The organism is Alteromonas australica (genome assembly GCF_000730385.1).
In the GTDB taxonomy this organism is placed as follows: Bacteria; Pseudomonadota; Gammaproteobacteria; order Enterobacterales; family Alteromonadaceae; genus Alteromonas; species Alteromonas australica.
Map to the genome: position 1 here is coordinate 3,044,961 of NZ_CP008849.1, position 15,131 is coordinate 3,060,091.

General features: G+C 42.7%; 12 protein-coding genes. 8 read left to right on the top strand and 4 right to left on the bottom strand.

Annotated elements, in window-relative coordinates; genetic code table 11:
* The first annotated feature begins 95 nt into the window (after positions 1 to 95).
* Both EP13_RS13500 and EP13_RS13505 read left to right on the top strand, forming a co-directional pair.
* On the top strand, positions 96 to 506 hold the full coding sequence (locus tag EP13_RS13500) for a hypothetical protein (RefSeq protein ID WP_044057740.1): 411 nt from the start codon (positions 96 to 98) through the stop codon (positions 504 to 506).
* Between the two features lie 164 nt (positions 507 to 670).
* Positions 671 to 1,345: a nitroreductase family protein gene (locus EP13_RS13505; protein WP_044057741.1), complete on the top strand. Its 675-nt coding sequence runs from the start codon at positions 671 to 673 to the stop codon at positions 1,343 to 1,345.
* Positions 1,346 to 1,494: 149 nt separating this feature from the next.
* On the opposite strand, the gene EP13_RS13510 is transcribed toward EP13_RS13505, so the two are convergent.
* Positions 1,495 to 2,616, bottom strand: a complete 1,122-nt coding sequence (locus EP13_RS13510) for a zinc-binding dehydrogenase (RefSeq protein WP_044057742.1) — start codon at positions 2,614 to 2,616, stop codon at positions 1,495 to 1,497.
* A 288-nt stretch (positions 2,617 to 2,904) separates the two neighbouring features.
* Here EP13_RS13510 and EP13_RS13520 point away from each other — a divergent pair, with 288 nt between their 5' ends.
* Together EP13_RS13520 and EP13_RS13525 are read left to right on the top strand one after the other, a co-directional pair.
* Complete coding sequence (locus EP13_RS13520; RefSeq protein ID WP_044057744.1) at positions 2,905 to 3,612, top strand: transposase; 708 nt, start codon at positions 2,905 to 2,907, stop codon at positions 3,610 to 3,612.
* A gap of 72 nt (positions 3,613 to 3,684) precedes the next feature.
* Positions 3,685 to 5,676 (top strand): RecQ family ATP-dependent DNA helicase, encoded by a 1,992-nt coding sequence (locus EP13_RS13525; protein WP_044058998.1) that lies wholly within the window; start codon positions 3,685 to 3,687, stop codon positions 5,674 to 5,676.
* Positions 5,677 to 5,745: 69 nt separating this feature from the next.
* On the opposite strand, the gene EP13_RS13530 is transcribed toward EP13_RS13525, so the two are convergent.
* Positions 5,746 to 6,750, bottom strand: a complete 1,005-nt coding sequence (locus EP13_RS13530; protein WP_044057745.1) for an alpha/beta fold hydrolase — start codon at positions 6,748 to 6,750, stop codon at positions 5,746 to 5,748.
* A gap of 419 nt (positions 6,751 to 7,169) precedes the next feature.
* On the opposite strand from EP13_RS13530, the gene EP13_RS13535 reads away from it, so the two are divergent.
* The 4 genes from EP13_RS13535 (at position 7,170) to EP13_RS13550 (ending at position 12,757) form a co-directional block, all read left to right on the top strand.
* The gene (locus EP13_RS13535; RefSeq protein WP_044057746.1) at positions 7,170 to 8,345 is read left to right on the top strand and encodes a hypothetical protein; all 1,176 of its coding nucleotides are present in this window, start codon (positions 7,170 to 7,172) and stop codon (positions 8,343 to 8,345) included.
* 123 nt (positions 8,346 to 8,468) lie between these two features.
* A complete protein-coding gene (locus EP13_RS13540; RefSeq protein WP_044057747.1) occupies positions 8,469 to 9,296 on the top strand; it encodes an SAM-dependent methyltransferase in 828 nt (275 codons plus the stop codon).
* A 12-nt stretch (positions 9,297 to 9,308) separates the two neighbouring features.
* Positions 9,309 to 9,512 (top strand): hypothetical protein, encoded by a 204-nt coding sequence (locus EP13_RS13545; protein ID WP_044057748.1) that lies wholly within the window; start codon positions 9,309 to 9,311, stop codon positions 9,510 to 9,512.
* A gap of 17 nt (positions 9,513 to 9,529) precedes the next feature.
* Complete coding sequence (locus tag EP13_RS13550) at positions 9,530 to 12,757, top strand: response regulator (protein ID WP_044057749.1); 3,228 nt, start codon at positions 9,530 to 9,532, stop codon at positions 12,755 to 12,757.
* Positions 12,758 to 12,791: 34 nt separating this feature from the next.
* Here EP13_RS13550 and EP13_RS13555 read toward each other — a convergent pair whose 3' ends face one another.
* Positions 12,792 to 13,946, bottom strand: a complete 1,155-nt coding sequence (locus EP13_RS13555) for an RNA polymerase sigma factor (RefSeq protein ID WP_052364415.1) — start codon at positions 13,944 to 13,946, stop codon at positions 12,792 to 12,794.
* A 2-nt stretch (positions 13,947 to 13,948) separates the two neighbouring features.
* The gene (locus EP13_RS13560; RefSeq protein WP_081869508.1) at positions 13,949 to 14,938 is read right to left on the bottom strand and encodes an alpha/beta fold hydrolase; all 990 of its coding nucleotides are present in this window, start codon (positions 14,936 to 14,938) and stop codon (positions 13,949 to 13,951) included.
* Positions 14,939 to 15,131 lie beyond the last annotated feature (193 nt).

Sequence of the window (15,131 nt, forward strand, 5' to 3'; positions counted from 1 at the left end):
CCTTGGTAACTTGAATGAGCAGATTGCGAATAATTGAAAACCACACTTTTACTGGCTTATACACTTGCCCCTAATTAGGCAAAAGGAGTTTCACAATGAAAACTAAAGCAATGGCGTTAGCCCTATTATTATCTGTAGTGGGTTGTTCTGAGAGTAACGAAGACGCAAAAACAGACATGAAAAAAGAAATGGAAAAGGCTGGTGAAGCAACCGCTGAAACCTATGAAGGCGCAAAAGAAAAAACGGCAGACGCATGGGATGATACTAAAAATGCCACATCAGATGCTTATGAAGATGGTAAAGAAATGACCTCTGATGCCTATGAAGATGGCAAAGATATGGCCTCTGATGCCTATGAAGATGGCAAAGATATGGCCTCTGATGCCTATGACAAAACCGCGGAAAAAACCGGTGAATGGAAAGACGCAGCAGCCCAAAAAGCCCACGAAGCCTGTGTGGCAATGAAAGAAAAGATGGGCGGCGACGTCAGTGAGTGTGACGATTAAGCGTTGCGTGGTAGCGGCTGGTTAAGTCCCTGCAAAACTGCACAGTAAGCCCAAATGGGGTCAGAGTACTTTTTAATTTACTCTGACCCCATTATTTGTTTTGAAAATCTGTGATTTCTCCCTTACGCTATTCTGCAATTACGTGACGTAAAACGAGACTAAAAATGCAACCTCACGATCACTCACCACTTAACGATTTCATCGAATACCCTGAAGAACATATGCTTGCTCGAAGCACTGACTTTTTAAAAGCCATGCAGCGCCGTCATAGTATTCGTCATTTCAGTGATAAACCGGTAGATAAAGCCATTATTGAAAACTGTATTTTAACCGCAGGCACCGCACCTAGCGGCGCCAACCACCAGCCTTGGCATTTTTCTGCCATTCACTCTGCGAGTATAAAAAAGCAAATTCGCGAACAAGCGGAAGCCCACGAACGGGGGTTTTATGATGGGCGCGCTGGACAGCAGTGGTTAAACGACCTAAAACCTTTAGGCACTGATGCCAGCAAACCTTATCTCGAAACTGCCCCATGGCTAATAGCGGTATTCAGCCAAAAATTTGGGGAAACAGATACAGGAGAAAGAAGTCAAAACTACTATGTCCATGAATCTGTTGGCATTGCAGTGGGTATGCTTATCACCTCGTTGCACAACGCAGGCTTAGCAACCTTAACGCATACTCCGAAACCGATGAACTTTTTAACTGACGTTTGCCAACGCCCGAGTAATGAGAGAGCCTACATGCTAATTGTGGCCGGTTATCCTGCTAAAGATGCCACCCTTCCCACCCATGCTAAGCAAAAGAAATCACTCAGCGAAATAGCCAGTTTCCTCTAACAAACTAAAAATGGGGTCAGAGTACTTTTTGAACGCGCTATTACGGTTCAATTCATGGAGTTAAAGCTCGACCCTCAAAAGTGTTAAGCCGCCCCCTTTCCCATTCCTTTTTAAGGGTATGGGAAATGTACTCTGACCCCATTATTTCTTTACCCTTTGTTTGGCACAATTAAGTATTTTTCGCCTGTCTTTTTGGCATTGTAAAGGGCTACATTTTCAGGCTGCAGCGCTTCTTCAAGACTAAGTTCCTTGGTGTAAGAAGAGGCAAATGTGGTGTTTATTTCTGCAGCTACTTTTTGGTAAAGCTCACCCACCCGCTTTTTATCAAGCTTGCCCAAAAAGCGCATTAGCAGCCAACCTCCGATACCCCAGGTCATGCCATACGCACGATTTAAAATGGTGGGAGAAAAGTCTAAACCACCGTAAATATACACCTGTTTATTGCTATCAGAGCCGTACGTATTAAAACCCTTGGCATCTTTACTGCCAGATGCTTCCATCATCGTGAGAATATCGCTAACAAGCTCGCCACCGCCGATGGCGTCAAAAGCTAACGTTGCACCTGTTTTATCAATGGCTTGGTAAAGTTCAGCTTTAAAATTCTCACTGCTAGAATCAAGCACAATTTTGGCGCCAATTTCTTTAAGCATATCCACCTGCTTTTGGCTGCGCACAATGTTCACTAACTCCACACCCTCATCTAAGCAAATCTTATTCAGCATTTGGCCTAAGTTAGACGCTGCGGCGGTATGTACTAATGCTTTGTGACCTTCCATTCGCATGGTCTCTACCATACCAAGTGCTGTTAGTGGATTAACAAATGAAGACGCTGCTTGCTGAGCAGTAGTACCTTCCCTATGCGGCAAACAAACTTGCACGGGAACACATGCGTATTCGGTGTAAGCTGCTCCCGTAAGAATAGATACGGTTTTTCCCATCAACGCTTGCGCTTCTGAGCTGTCGCCAGCGGCAACTACGGTTCCAGCACCTTCATTGCCGATAGGTAACGTTTGATCAAGACGTGATTTAATACGAGCTAGCAATGGCTTATGAACTGGCGCAATAAGCGCACCCTTATCAGCGTTAAACGACGCCTTATCTAAACTAGCGGGGCCAAACATTGGCCACATATCAGAAGGATTAATCGGTGAGGCCTCCATACGAACAATAACTTCGTGGGGCTTAGGCTCTGGTACATCAACCTCTTTAAGAGATACTTGCAACTCGCCTTCTGAGGTAATAAGCGTAAAAAGTTGTTTTGATTTATTCATATCGGTGTTTCCCGCCCTAGTGATAAAACGCTAAATATATTCTTAAGCTAACACGACACCACTATCAGCAATATTTATATTGCGAATATATATGAGTTCCAATGATTTATAATTAAGGCGCTGAGTTAATGGGGTCAGAGTACTTTTCTCACGAGCGTACGCGGCATCTTTTTCTTCCAGCTCTTTCTCACTGTCTATTAGACCAGTTTTAGCGGGTACAGGGTTGTAGATAGTTTTTAAATTGCCCATCTTAGTAAAAAGAAAACTCAAAAAGTAACTCATAAAGGTATGGCTCGTAAACATCGACTAGGCCCCGCTGGCTTTGCACAGCATGTCATTCAACGAGGAAATAATCGCTCTATATGCTTTGCCGATGAAACCGACTACATTGCATACGCCCATTGGTTAAAGAAGTTTTCGCTGCAATTTGACGTAGCTATTCACGCATGGGTTTTAATGACTAATCATGTGCATTTACTTTGCACGCCTAACTCAGATAATCGTGGTGTCAGCGCGATGATGCAATCATTAGGGCGAATGTATGTAAGGTACTTCAACCATAAGTACAACCGCACCGGCACGTTATGGGAAGGGAGATTTAATTCTAGCTTGGTGAGCAGTGAAGAATATCTGCTTGCGGTTTACCGGTACATTGAACTTAACCCCGTGAGAGCCAATATGGTTTTATCACCAGCAGAATATAAATGGTCAAGCTATCGGATAAATGCATTGGGTATTAAATCAATGCTATGCAGCCCGCACCCTGTTTACTTATCATTGGGGAAAACTGACTTTCGGCGATTAAAAGCTTACCGAACTCTGTTCAAAAACGACGTACCGCAATCGGTCATAGATAAAATTCAAACCAGCTCACGAAAAGAGTTAGCTTTAGGAAGTAAAAAATTCAAACACCACATAGAACAGCTAACTGGCAGTACATTAAAAAATGAAACACTCGGCCGACCCGCTAGCAATAATAGAATAGCTAAAACTTAAATATTCAGGTGCTCAATAATGTACTCTGACCCCATTATTTTTATTCAAACATTGAGAGGAAAGCGTGTAACGATGACATCACCCCATTCACAATTGCTTCAAAATTTATTCGGTTTTACTGCTTTCCGACAAGGCCAACAAGAGGTTGTTGAAGGCCTACTCAACGCACGTTCTACACTAGCGATATTTCCCACTGGCTCTGGAAAGTCGTTGTGCTATCAATATGTTGCTACCCAGCTCCCCCACTTAACTTTGGTCATTTCACCTTTATTGGCCTTGATGAAAGACCAGCTTTCGTTTTTACACAGCAAAGGTATTGCAGCGGCCAGCATCGATTCAACTTTAACTGCTGAGCAAAATAAGCAAGTGATGAATGACGTGCGTTCTGGGCGCTGCAAAATTTTAATGGTGTCGGTAGAACGCTTTAAAAACGAGCGTTTTAGACAGTTTATAGAATCGGTTCAAGTGAGCATGTTAGTGGTAGACGAAGCACACTGCATTTCTGAATGGGGCCACAACTTTCGACCCGACTATTTAAAGCTACCGGCCTATCAAAAAGAACTGAACATTCCCTTAGTATTATTGCTAACGGCTACTGCCACGCAAAAAGTAAAGTTAGATATGGCCAGCCGTTTTAATATTGCTCAAGAAAATATTATCCAAACAGGGTTTTATAGACCTAACCTCAATTTAAATGTGTTACCTGTAGCAGGTATCAATAGAAACAAAGTATTGCTAGAAGAATTACAACGACAGCAAGGCGCGGGTATTGTGTATGTCACCCTTCAAAACACCGCGCAAGAAGTTGCGCAATACCTACAACAGAATGGGTACGCCGCACAAGCTTACCACGCAGGTCTACACAATGATGTTAGGCAAAGTATTCAGCAAGATTTTATGGAAAATAGGCTGCAAGTTGTTGTGGCTACCATCGCGTTTGGTATGGGCATAGACAAGTCTGACATTCGCTTTGTTATACATTACGATTTGCCAAAGTCTATCGAGAACTACAGCCAAGAAATCGGTCGAGGCGGGCGAGATGGAGGAACAGCCAACTGCACAGTGCTGGCAAACTTAGACGGTTTGGTGACCATTGAAAATTTTGTGTATGGCGACACACCCGATAAAAGCGCCATTCGGCGGGTGATAGATGATATTTCAGCGCAAGCGCCTGTGCACTTACAAGCTGCTAATATCAAATCTCCCCCTACCCCAACAAGTAGCAGCGTTTACCAGTGGGAAACGCAAATTAACAGCTTATCGAGTATAAGCAACATTCGGCAGTTACCCTTAAAAACTTTATTGGTACAGTTAGAGTTAGCCAACGTTATTCGCCCCCTGTACGCCTACTTTGCCGAATATAAATTCCGTTTCAATACGGAGCAAGTAGACATCCTTAATTTATTTTCTAAAGAACGAAGAGAATTCTTAGAAGCAGTTTTTACTCATTCAAATATGAAAAAAGTATGGGGAGTAGTAAATTTCGATAGCATCTACGCACAATATGGGGCGGAGCGCTCGAGAGTTGTGGCTGCACTAGAGTATTTACACGAGCATAATCATATTGAGCTAGCGTCTCGCTTAATTACCGATGTGTACAGTGTTGACTATTCACTACTTCAACAAAGTGAATTAGCCGACAAATTGGCGCGCTATTTTGCTGAAAATGAACAAAAAGAGGTTGAGCGAATTGCCGCGCTAGTTCAGTTTTTTGAACAAGATAGTTGTTTAAATTTCAACTTATCAGCCTATTTCGATGATAACCAAGCGCCACGTAAATGCGGCCATTGCAGCGTTTGCGAAGGCAAAGTCGCAAAACTTAGCTATTCAAGCCCCATACCAACACCAGAGAGAGAACAAGTATCTGCAGCAATGGCAGCACTAAGAGCACACCTAGAGGGAAAATTTAATGACCCAATCACGATATCCATCTATTGCCGATTTTTAACCGCCATGACCATGCCTCTCTTTACTCGATTGAAAGTGAAGCAAGTTAAGGGCTACGGAAGTTGTGAACACTGCCGTTATGCAGATGTGAAGCAACTAGTTAGCGAGCTAATCTAGAAATAATGGAGTCAGAGTACTTTTTAATTTACTCTGACCCCATTTTTTGCCCTCATTTTTGGCGTGCCATCAATTCCCTTCTAAGGCACTTAAGATGAGTTGTGCACTTTCTTCAGGTGCATCAAGCCATGGCAAGTGACTGGCATTTTTTATTACATGAACCGTGGCATTATTCATTTTCGATGCTAAATATTCAGCATTTTCTATCGTATCCCAAACATCTTTATCACCAACAATAAAGGTCACGTGATGGGGCAGGTTAAACAATGTATTTTGAATAAGAAACGCCTCATTGAACCCGCCAAACTCCACGCAGTTTTCAAGCAGTGAATTAAATGAGCGAGCACTTCCGGGAATAAGTTGAGCATTCACATCATTTTGCCAATAGATATCAGGTAATTGCTCTGGTTTATGCACCAGCATCATGCCGTGAAAATCCTTACTTCCCTTTATTGTCGGCTCGCCAATTAGCTTTAACAGTATTTTATTAACGGCCGGTAGGCCCATCATTACGACTTGGGGAGGGATGGTTTCGGTGCCGCCAGCAGGGTGCCCAATCAGCACCAGCTTTTTTACTCGTTGGGGGTAGATGCCTGCAAAATTCACACTGAATAATCCACCCATGGAATGCCCTACTATATGTGCACTATCTAATTTTAGAGCATCCATAAAAGAACGGATGAACGCAGCGCCGTGTTTAGTTAGGTCCACTTCACCATAGATAAAATTATCAGTTAATCCACTTCCAGGGCGATCCAAAACATATATGTGATAGGACTTAGCGAGTTCATCCATAATGGTATACCACTGAGATGCATAACCGCCTCCTCCGTGGATCAAAATTAGAGGTTCGCCCTCCCCCATTTCGTAATAGTGGACACGCTTAACAGGTCCTTGGGTATTTACAAAATGAGATTGAGGGTCAATGCCAATTTCTTCAAATAATGCATGGCTAGTTTGTATGTAGGCAGCGGTGCTGGTTTCAGTGAATTTTTTGTCTAATGTTAGCCCCCATACAATAAGAATGAGTATCGCTCCCAACACTAGCAAAAGTATTTTAATCCATAGTTTCATGTTAGCTCCTAGCAATTTAGATAAGCCATAAAAAGGCACAGCGTATTTTCAAGGAATTAATGTTCTCACTAATCTACCCTCATTAATGTACTCTCATTAAAGTACTCTGACCCCATTATTTATGGCCCGACATTTTAATACCAGTGAAGCAACTTCATTAGGAATGTTGTTCTTCAATACATTCGAAGGTAACTGTAAAACAAAGGTAAACCTAGCTAATGGTAGTGGGATTTTAAATATCAGCAAAGGCGATACAACACTTTGTATGCTGCTCTTTAGATCACTCAATTCAAGAGCCTTTTAAAGTACTCTGACCCCATTTCTCACTTTAATGAAGTAATATCTTGCCCCGAATGATAGTATCTTATTGTCTTATCGACATTAAGCGGTTGTTATTAAAAGGATAAAGGCTGTCAGGAATGAACATATTAATACTGGGAACATCCAATTCTATTTTGAAAAATGGTTATGTTAGTGGCTTGAAAAGAGCACTCCCTAATGCGTCATGGACCAGCTTATCTTCAGGTGCTTCACCAGGCATACAGTTTTCTAAATATGCCAAGATGGACTTCACTAGCTATGATTTAGTGGTGCTGGATTCTGTACCAAATGATGAACAATATGCATTACAAACGCCGGGTTACTCTTATAGCAATCAAAATAAGCGTATTCTGCTTGAAGTCGTTTCAACCATCTCCTCGCAAACCAAACTAATTGTTCTAGGAATTGCGATTCGCGATTTCTTTGCAAAGCCATCCGCTATTTATACTGACAGAGAAAACCTTGCCAATAACATGGGCGCTCAGTTTATCGATTTTTCATCGCTGCTTAAGGTTTATCAATATTTATATGACGACGTGTATTCGAATCACCCCGCACACCCTAAAGATGAAATATCAAATAAAATAGGTTATTACCTAGGTGTGGCTATTAGTCATCACTATGATCACATAACAAACGGAGCTGAGTGTGTAGATTACAGTAAGAACTTTGAGATAGTTTCAACCCATCTTAATGAAGGCGAAATAAGAAACTATAAAAATTCATTAACTGAAGCACAATATCTGGAGTGTGAAAAAGGCCACACTGTGTCGATATCCACACAAAAGAAGTTAATTGGCTTTTTTGTAAACGGGTTTCAAACAAATACGTTCATTCAACTTACGGCCGACAACGGTGCAGTTCTCACCGTTCCGTTACTCTATAAACGAATGGAAAAGGGTTTTCTCAACCTATTTGCTCCCTTAGCGACATTTCAAACAATTAAAACGTTAACGGTGGTTGATCAATATGAGGGGGTTCTTCAATTTAAGCCAAGAATGACAACAGGAAAAAGAGATATCCACACGCCAAAATTGCAATTAGGCAGCTTTATTCATTGGGACAGTGAAGACGAAAGCAACTTAACCGCATATAACAAAGTGAGTAACTCCAATCATTTAGTGCTAAGTGATACTGTAAAAAACAGCGTTACAGATGAAGTATTGAAGGCTATACAGGCTTCATACACACAAAGTTCCGGATTGACCAAAATACGATACTTTTTCAAATTACTCCGTTTTAAACACCGGTTTAAGGTCACTTCACTGAAATAATGGGGTCAGAGTACTTTTTAATTAACTCTGACCCCATTATTCTCAACTTGTCGGCATAGTAAATAGTTGAAATCTATTTTATAGTGAATCTCAGATTAAGCGTGGTTATTGGTTAAGGAAATAATGGACACCGCCAAAAAAGGACAGTTGATTGTTGTGGGCACAGGGATTAGTGTGGCAGGGCAAATGACATTAGCTGCAAAAAGCCACATCGAAAACGCTGACATCGTCTTCATGGGTATCATGAATAAAGTTGGCGAACATGCTGTCAAAAACCTCAATCCTAACAGTATTTCATTGGATGACCTCTACCAAGAGGGTAAATCACGTGCTGTCACTTATGACCAAATGGCCGACCGTATTGTGCAGGCTGTATCTGATGGACACAAAGTATGCGTGGCATTCTATGGCCACCCCGGCGTTTTCGTCACTCCTTCTCACGAGGCTATTCGCAGGGTAAGAGAGCTTGGTCTTAACGCTCAAATGCTGCCGGGCGTGTCAGCGGAAGATTGTTTAATTGCTGACTTAGGCATAGACCCATCGCGCTTTGGCTGTCAGTCTTATGAAGCCACGCAATTTTTGTTTCGCGATTACCGCATCGACCCTTATATGACGCAAATCATATGGCAAATAGGCTTAGCGGGAGAAGCATCGTTAAGCGTGCTAGATGCCACGCACAATCAGCCAGGACTTGTGATGTTGGCAGATATCCTGCGCGAGCATTACCCCGACAATCATGAGCTTATTATCTACGAAGCGGCAACCTTGCCTATCTGCGAGCCCAAAATTCAAAAGATTCTGCTTAGCGAGTTAACGCTCGCCAAACTTACATTGATTTCCACTCTGGTTGTTCCGTCGCTAGGCTTGCCAGAGTACCGACAGGACCGTTTAGCCAAGTTAGGTTTAACGGAACAACAAGTGATTAATTATAGAAACCCAAGCATAAACTAACAGGAAATAAAAATGGCAAAATCGATAGTAGACTTCTTAGTAGAATTAGACACAAACAGTAAATTGATGGAAGCGTATAAAAAAGATCCCGTAGGAATTGCTGCCGACTATGGCCTATCGGATGAAGAACTAAAACTGATTGAAAACAAAGATTGGGACGAAGTAGCAAAACGCTTTGACGATACAAGTAAAGCCATTCGTGTTGTTAACTATTAGTTGAAACACTGCAGTCAATGATGCGATGTATCTGCCGTAACATAAATGCCATCTTTTTTCTGGTGGCATTGCCCCTGCTCGCCTTTCAGGCGCTAGCAGATACCGCTTCCTATCCCCTCAGTTTACTAGACGGGCTAAGAGATCGAATTCGCGAAAACGACTCCTCGGTTGACGACACACTTTCAAAGTTAGAAGACTTCTTTGTCAACAACACCAACGACTTTGAACAGGCGCGCTATTTAAACCTAAAATCCTACCACCACATTCTAAAACAGAATTACCTGGCAGGTTACGAACTCCTTCTAGAGGCTCGTGAGTTTGCAAATGCCAGCAATAACATACTGGCTCTAGCCGAATCCTATCGATTAGAAGGATTAATTTTAGATTTCTCTGGCGAGCACGCGAATGCGTTAGAAGCATTAAACCGCTCTTTGGAACTATACAATAAAGTGCAAAGTTCGAGGGTATTGCTGGTATACAGTGGTATGGGGAATGTCTACATGTCGCTGAAAGACTATGAACAAATGTTGACGTTCGGACAGCAATACCTGTCTACCGCCCAACGTTTTCATAGCCGTCAAGATGAAGGTATTGCGTATTTTTTCCAGGGATACACACAAAAGAGGTTGGGAAACTACCAAGAAGCCAAAGTTAACTTATTACTTGCCGACAACCTGTTAAGCGAGGTTCAGTATCCCTTTATGGGCATTGTTTATAGTGCCATGGCAGACCTTCACATTGCTCAGGGCAATTTAAACGAGGCATTGAAAAAGCTAAATCAAGCAGCCGAAGTAGATCGTCAAGTTGGCTTTCGGTACAACGAAGGCACTTACCTACTTCAACTAGCCGAGATATATAGGCAGAGAGGTGAGAACGAACTCGCCATTGCGGAACTAGAAGCCGGGCTAAATAAAACGGCTATTCAAAACGACAAAGTCGTACTTTTAGACCTGCTAGAACAGTTGATTACTCTCTATGAAGCGGCAGATAATTATCGCATGGCACTCAACTATGCAAAGCAATATAGAGAAGTGTATACACAAAGTTTCAACGAACAACAGTCAAGACTGCTGGCATTGAATCGCGTACGTCTAGCGATATCCGAAAAAGAAGAAACGATAGAGTTGCTGGAAAAAGACAACCAGCTAAAAGAGCAGCGCAATCTCATTCAACAAAAGCAAAACACTTTCCAGCTGTATTTTATCGGATGCGTTATTTTGTCTTTGGTATTAGTTATTGGCCTTTTAATGCGCACCAGGCAACAGCGTAAAGCGCTGGATAATCTTACGCAAGATTTGCAAAAAGCCACCAAAGCTAAGTCTGACTTTCTTGCTCGTATGAGCCATGAAATACGTACGCCATTAAATGCTATTATCGGTCTTACCAAGCTTTCACAGCGTGCTGCAGAAAATCAAGAGCAGCAAACCAACCTTATACAAATAGAAGGGGCATCGCAAACGCTCCTCGCCATCATCAAAGATATTCTAGACTTTTCAAAAATCGAAGCCGGAAAGTTAGATATAGAGTCGACCCAATTTAATTTAGATGCCTTGGTGAATCAGACCATTCGTCTTCATTTAGCCCGCGCGGATGAAAAGCACATAGAGCTCATTCAACACATTGCCAGAGATGTGCCGCATAACTTAGTTGGCGACCCCCTGCGAATTCAACAAGTATTAAGTAATTTGCTAAGTAACGCGTTAAAGTTTACGGAAGATGGGCTAGTTTCCGTGAGCGTGAGATGTACAAAAGAAGAACAAAATATTCAGCTTGAATTTGAAGTCAAAGACACGGGAATAGGCTTGAGTAGTAAACAAAAAGCCAAACTGTTCAAGCCCTTTAACCAAGGTGACGAGTCTATCTCACGTCGCTTCGGTGGTACCGGCTTGGGGCTGGCAATTTGTAAGCAGCTCACCACTTTAATGGGTGGAGACATCTGGGTAGAAAGCCAACTAGGAAAAGGCGCAAGTTTTCATTTCACGGTTAATGTGAAGCAAGATCCTGCGCAGCAGATTGTCTCACCATCTATGCAACTGTCAGCGCTTAAGGTGCTGATTGCTGATGACATCAGTATGTCTCGCGAAGCTATTACCGAAGCCTTATCCATGGCGAATATTCACGCCGACAAAGCCACCGGCGGTAAAGAAGCGGTGACGAGAGTGCGTGAGGCCGTCACCAGTAACCACCCCTATGATGTTCTTATATTAGACTGGAATATGCCCGATATAGATGGTTTGGAAGTGGCTGCCATCATTAACCAGGAGTTTCCAAATAAACAGCCAAAGGTGATTATGCTTTATGCCTTTGAGTCGCCACATATGCGTGAACAAGCGAACCAACTAGGCATTCACACCTTTATTAAAAAGCCTTTTGGTAGCAGCGACTTAGTCAACAAGCTTCAAGAGCTCTGCCTTACGGTGAAGAGTAATGTAAAAGCAGCAGACACTATTCAGGTACCCGATCTCACTGGCATAAAAATTCTATTTGCCGAAGATAACGCACTGAATCAGAAGGTAGCACTGGGTTTGTTAACCGATACTCATGCTACCATTAGCGTTGTCAATAATGGGTTAGAGGCGTTAAAGGCGCTACGCGAAGATAGCACATTCGATGTGGTATTGATGGATATTCAGATGCCCATCATGGATGGTTTAACCGCAGCAAAACGCATTCGCGAAGAATTGAAACTCACTCTTCCAATTATTGCGATGACCGCCCACGCTATGCAGCAAGATATAGATAAGAGCCATGCGGCAGGAATGGATGGGCATATCAATAAGCCTGTGGACCCAAATCGATTTTTCGATGTGCTCGTTGAAGTGCTAAACGATCAAAAGTTACATTCAATACCCAGCAACGAAGCGCCATTAGGTTTAGCCTCTTCTGATGCGTTTGTGCCTAATTCCCTTAGCTTTATTGATAAAAAGCAAGCGATGCAGGCATTGCTAAATGATGAATCCCTGTATACAGAATTGACTAACGACTTTGTAGCACTCGGCCCCGAATTACATGCGCTTCGCACTGCCATTGACGAAAAAGATTTCTCGTCAATATTAAGGATTGCACATATTTACACTACAGCGCTTAAATACATCGGGGCTTATGGGTTAGCTGAGCTTGCGAGGTCAATAGAGTTAACCATCCAACAAAACGAACAAGACAAGGTTGAAGGCTTTTTCGTGCAGTTAAATCTATTACATAGCGAGCTCACTAAAATGAACGCAAAATTCGAGCAACAAAGATAGCACTAAACTCATCACCCCACACAAGCAACAAAGCCTAAAGCGTTAGCCTTCCATTAGAGATAAGCCCCCAAATAACCCCCGCAAAGCCACTGCCAATACCCAGCACTAAACATGCATAATTCAACACCTTCATAGAACCAGTGGTTTTCCTTTTTGCTTTACCACTTTCATTGAATTCTGCATTTTCGTGAAGAAAAGCCATGTTTCTTATCATCAACACGAATAAACCAAAAGCAAATATGGTGTAAGTCACCACCGGCGCCACCCAATCAAGAGTGAGTTCATATGCGGCGGTAATAACCAGCCCCCAAAGTAAAACCCAGGCTATAAGTTCGTTTCGATAGCGCTTCATAGTGCGTTTGCTGTCTTTGTTAGGCAAGTTTGACAGCGCCGTCTTCGACGACCACATGATTACCAATACGGCCATAAATGCACCGATGAGCGACCCGCCCAATATACTTAACGCTTTCAACCAGAAACTGCTTCCCGCTTTGCTTCCCGCCGATACCGACGTTAGGCTGCCTGATACCATAGCAGCGGCAACAGGCCCGCTTGGGGTGATTAACCCCAGCACCACAGCGCTAAAACCAATACTGGGGGCTGTACTGTAAATAGCACTACCTACGTGCTTTAGCATCTCACTTTTCAAAGCAACCCGCGCACGTGAGAGCTTTTTTCGTACGGAGGATTCAGTGAGGTTCAGCAATTGTGCCACCTGTTTGCTGGATTGCTCTTCACGGTAGTAAAGCAGTACTATTTCTCTACTCTCCTCAGAAAGCTGGTCGATAAATTGTGCAACTAGACGCTTGTGTTGTTCTTGACTAAGTTTTTCATATTGCACGTCGTTGGCAGTCGCCATTTGCGCTAACAGTAAAGTGGCTTCATCGGAATCTACGCGGGCGTTAACTCTGTTGTCTCTAAGGAAATTCAACGCCGCATATCGCGTGGTTTGCCTGAGCCAAGGCAAGAAACTTTCCGGCTTTTTCAATTGCTTCAAATTTTGCCATACACTTACGAACACTTGCTGAGCTATTTCTTCGCTATCATCCACATCTTTCACAATTGCTAGCGCAATGGTACTTACCAAATTCTGTGAACGACGAATAATACGCTCGTAGGCTTGCTGATCGCCCTGTTGAGCCAAGATAATGTCGGCACTCTCGGCGTGTGCTATCTGAGCATTCAACATCCCTATTTCTCCAAAAATGAGCGAATTTGATTCACTAACCATGTCGGTTGGTCGTACATAATGAAATGCCGCGCTTCTGTGTTCATAACCACTTTAGCATTCTTTACATCAACAAATTGTTGTTCATATAAATACTGTGCGTGCTGGTATTGAGCATCATCACTAAAGCCTCCCGATGCGCCCAACATGAGTATAGGGGTTTGGCTGTGTTTAAGAGGCTGCCTGAGATCTCTTGTCATGACTTCATACATGGCATTTCCAGCCGTTGGCGGGTGAGAGTCTTTTGCCATTTCGATGATGCGAGCTTGATCATCAGGCGCTGTGGCTTGAATAAAAATACCGCGTTTTGTTTGCTCTGCCAATTGGTCAGGCTTCATTGCACTAAACATAGCCTTAAATGCTTGGGCTTGCGGCTCAAGTTGGCTTACTTCAGTATCGTTACTACGCGTAAAAACAGGCCCAATAAATGGCAAGCCATCTATTGATACCACTTTCCCAATTATCTCTTCATGCTCTGCAGCAAGGGTTAACGCTATTAACCCTCCCATGCTATGCCCAACGACATGAGGCTTGCTTAGCTTGTTGACTGCAATATAATCGCGAAGCTCCTTTATTAACGTGTCGAAATTAAATTCCCCGTTTTGAGGCGTGCCCCCAAAGCCTTTTATCGCAACAATATGAACATCAAACTGCGAATTAAAATGTTCTGTAATCCCCTCGTAAACCGACGCGTTCGACATCAAACCAGGGATAAAGATAATCGCTTTTTTATTCGTATTACTTGCGTGCTGTTCAACAATAGCAGTGCCTAGATTTGTAATACGCTCATCACTGGGAGTGATCATAGTTTTGGCTTGTAACGCAGTTGGTATTACCACGCCTAAAATTAGCATAAACACAGCAAATTTCTGCCAAAACCCAGTGGACTGAACCAAAGTAGTTCTCTTTAGACCCTGTAATAGCCATTTGCTCACATGTAAGACCCGTTTCATATTCGTATTCCTCTCGTTTATAAAAATGGACAGCAAATCATTTGCTGGACATATAACTAAGAAACACGCCACGAGAAAAGTGTGACAACATTTTTGCTGGTAAGTAGTAAAAGGTATCCGTAATACATGGGGAGTGAATAAAAAATGGGGTCAGAGTACTTTATTCACTCCTTTGCATTTTTACGAAGCGCTT

What these genes read in the sequence shown, in the direction of transcription:
- EP13_RS13555 (WP_052364415.1), bottom strand. Translation starts at nt 13,946, where the DNA reads ATGTTGAATGCTCAGATAGCACACGCCGAGAGTGCCGACATTATCTTG.
- EP13_RS13550 (WP_044057749.1), top strand. Translation starts at nt 9,530, where the DNA reads ATGATGCGATGTATCTGCCGTAACATAAATGCCATCTTTTTTCTGGTG.
- EP13_RS13530 (WP_044057745.1), bottom strand. Translation starts at nt 6,750, where the DNA reads ATGAAACTATGGATTAAAATACTTTTGCTAGTGTTGGGAGCGATACTC.
- EP13_RS13520 (WP_044057744.1), top strand. Translation starts at nt 2,905, where the DNA reads ATGGCTCGTAAACATCGACTAGGCCCCGCTGGCTTTGCACAGCATGTC.
- EP13_RS13525 (WP_044058998.1), top strand. Translation starts at nt 3,685, where the DNA reads ATGACATCACCCCATTCACAATTGCTTCAAAATTTATTCGGTTTTACT.
- EP13_RS13500 (WP_044057740.1), top strand. Translation starts at nt 96, where the DNA reads ATGAAAACTAAAGCAATGGCGTTAGCCCTATTATTATCTGTAGTGGGT.
- EP13_RS13505 (WP_044057741.1), top strand. Translation starts at nt 671, where the DNA reads ATGCAACCTCACGATCACTCACCACTTAACGATTTCATCGAATACCCT.
- EP13_RS13560 (WP_081869508.1), bottom strand. Translation starts at nt 14,938, where the DNA reads ATGAAACGGGTCTTACATGTGAGCAAATGGCTATTACAGGGTCTAAAG.
- EP13_RS13540 (WP_044057747.1), top strand. Translation starts at nt 8,469, where the DNA reads ATGGACACCGCCAAAAAAGGACAGTTGATTGTTGTGGGCACAGGGATT.
- EP13_RS13510 (WP_044057742.1), bottom strand. Translation starts at nt 2,616, where the DNA reads ATGAATAAATCAAAACAACTTTTTACGCTTATTACCTCAGAAGGCGAG.
- EP13_RS13545 (WP_044057748.1), top strand. Translation starts at nt 9,309, where the DNA reads ATGGCAAAATCGATAGTAGACTTCTTAGTAGAATTAGACACAAACAGT.
- EP13_RS13535 (WP_044057746.1), top strand. Translation starts at nt 7,170, where the DNA reads ATGAACATATTAATACTGGGAACATCCAATTCTATTTTGAAAAATGGT.